Here is a 2,565-nt window from a genome sequence, read left to right as displayed (position 1 = left end):
CTATATTTAGTCTATATTTCCTCGTATATTTTATATTATAACTTATTTTAATGTCATTTTTAATACATATATTAAATTTTTATAAAAAAAATAAACAAAATTAGATAAATACATCTAATCTTGTTTATTTTTTAAGCTTTAATTGTATTTTTAAGAGTACTTACACTTCTAAATTCCTTTGGTAGTACATTCCAAATATACACTGATAATCCAAAGTCTAACATACTATGTATTATAGTCCCAATCCCTACTAAACATAATACAGATGTTACAAATCCTTGTTCGTAATACCCATTAGATAATCCATTTCCAAAGTAAAAAGGTAAAACTACTAAAACTTCACATATAGCATGTATTAATCCTATTATAAAAGAGTATCCTAATGATGATTTTATGCTTTTTATTGTATTGCTGTGTTTTTGTAAATATATAGATCCAATACTTACAAATATTAAATGACTTAGTGCTCTAAATACAACAACAATAGGAAATCCACCTAATAAAAATCCAACTGTTGATCCTAATGTAACAAATATAGCTGTTGATGGCGATATAAACATCGCTATAAAAATTGAAACATGACTTGCTAATGTAAATGATGCCGGTTCTAATATTAACTTAATCGGCGAAAACATAGGTATTATAATTCCTAATGCACATAATAACGCTGATATTACAATAGATTTAGTATTTGATTTACGCTTCATAGTATATCCCCCTATACATATGTAATTATAGATGTCTTTACACCTGTAATTATAAGTGTATAGTTACCAAGTCCTTTTGTCAACTCTATAAAATATATCCTTTTTGCTTTAAAGTCTCTAATACGTTATTTAATATATTTTCATCGTCACATTTTATTGTATGTAAATGAATTCCATCTGTTAACTGTGATAATGGATTTACTGTATCATTTTGAAGTTTTTTTATAAATTCCTTAACATCTCTTCTAGACGATACATGTAAATCTCCCGTTAATTGCCCATACACACTATGTTCAACTATAACATTTAAAATTGTTGCTCCCTCATCAACTATTAAGTTTAGTTCATCTTCTATACAATGCTTTGAATGTTTACATGCTATAGTTTTAATTATACTGTTATTTAATACTTCATTAATCAGATATCCTTTTGGAGTAGATATTATATCTATTCCCGATGCTCTAAGAAGTGCTATATCTCCAACAATAACTTGTCTACTTACTTCTAATGTTTTTGATAGATGCGATCCACTTATAGGATTTGTTGTTTTTGTCAAAATATCTAAGATTGTTTCTCTTCTTTCCTTTGCATTCATAATATAAATCTCCTTTTCAAGTAGTTATACTTTTTATTATATATCAATTTATATCCAACTAACTCATTAAATATAAAAAGTCCCAAGTTTAAAACTATTAACTAAGGACTTTTTAATCATTTATTAAATTTTCAATTATATTCTTTATGTATTCTTCATCTTTATTTATCATATATTCTCTTATTAATGGCTCTATATCTCTTTTTATTACTTGCCTATACCAACTATGTACTTGGTACTCATCAACCTTTTCACTTATCATAAAATAACTTTGACCTATCTTATATTTTTTACCCAGATAAGAATCTTCCTCAATGATTTTATTTAATTGACTCATTTTACAAACTACTTTATCTGCCATTTCAACACCTATATAATTGCCCATATAGTTTCTTAAGTCTATATTTTCAAATACTGGTTCTATATCTATAAACCCAAACCTTCTTCTTAGTGGGTATCCTATACTATTTAATGTGTTATCAGATATATTTAAAGTTCCTATTATATACACGTTTTCTGGTATATAAAAATATTCATCAAGATCGCTATATAAAAGCTTTATCGAATTTTCTTTTCCTCTTTTATTATTCTCTATTAGCATAGTTAGTTCCCCAAAAATTTTATTTAAGTCCCCTCTATTTATTTCATCTATTATAAAATAATATTTGTGTTCTGGATATTCCTGAGCTCTTTTTACAAACTCATAAAAAATTCCATTTTTTATATAATCTTCTCCACTTTTTCCTCTTCTATAACCTCTTATAAATTCTTCATAAGTGTAATATTCATGAAATTGTACTACCTCTATATTTGAATTATCTCTATTTCCTTGGTGAAAATAACAAATTCGTTTAGCTATAAGTGTTTTTCCAACACCCGATGGCCCTTGAAGTATTATATTTTTCTTTTGCTCTAAATTAAAAATAATATCATCTAAAACTTCTTCATCCATAAATACTTCTCTTAAAAGTTCTGTTTTTGTATATCCAAAGTTTCCTGTAAAGTTAAATATTGCATCTACATATTTTTCAACTATTTTTTCTATAGATGCTTTAAATTTTAAAAATGCATGAAAGTATAGCTTTCTATATTCCATAAGTTCATTAAAATTATCTACATCTATCTCAAATCCCATTCTAACCCAATCTTTATTTTGTTTTCTTTCACTTATACCTATTTCATATCCTACTTTTCTTGATATTAATTCATTTTTCTCATAATATATATCTTTTAAAAACTGAGCTCCTTCTGAGTCTCTAGACT

3 protein-coding genes are annotated in these 2,565 nt (G+C 25.8%); all 3 read right to left on the bottom strand.

Features of this window, described 5'->3' with window-relative positions; all coding sequences use genetic code 11:
- Positions 1-131: 131 nt before the first annotated feature.
- The gene (locus tag ACRCYC_RS05785) at positions 132-707 is read right to left on the bottom strand and encodes a hypothetical protein (protein WP_438618164.1); all 576 of its coding nucleotides are present in this window, start codon (positions 705-707) and stop codon (positions 132-134) included.
- 85 nt (positions 708-792) lie between these two features.
- The gene (locus ACRCYC_RS05780) at positions 793-1,302 is read right to left on the bottom strand and encodes a transcription repressor NadR (protein ID WP_438618163.1); all 510 of its coding nucleotides are present in this window, start codon (positions 1,300-1,302) and stop codon (positions 793-795) included.
- Between the two features lie 112 nt (positions 1,303-1,414).
- On the bottom strand, positions 1,415-2,565 hold a 1,151-nt coding region (locus ACRCYC_RS05775), incomplete at its 5' end, for an AAA family ATPase (RefSeq protein ID WP_438618162.1).

It is taken from the genome of Paraclostridium sp. (assembly GCF_051657365.1).
Lineage (GTDB): Bacteria > Bacillota > Clostridia > Peptostreptococcales > Peptostreptococcaceae > Paraclostridium.
The sequence above is the reverse complement of the archived record's forward strand: the minus strand, read 5'-3'. Positions and strand labels throughout refer to the sequence as shown.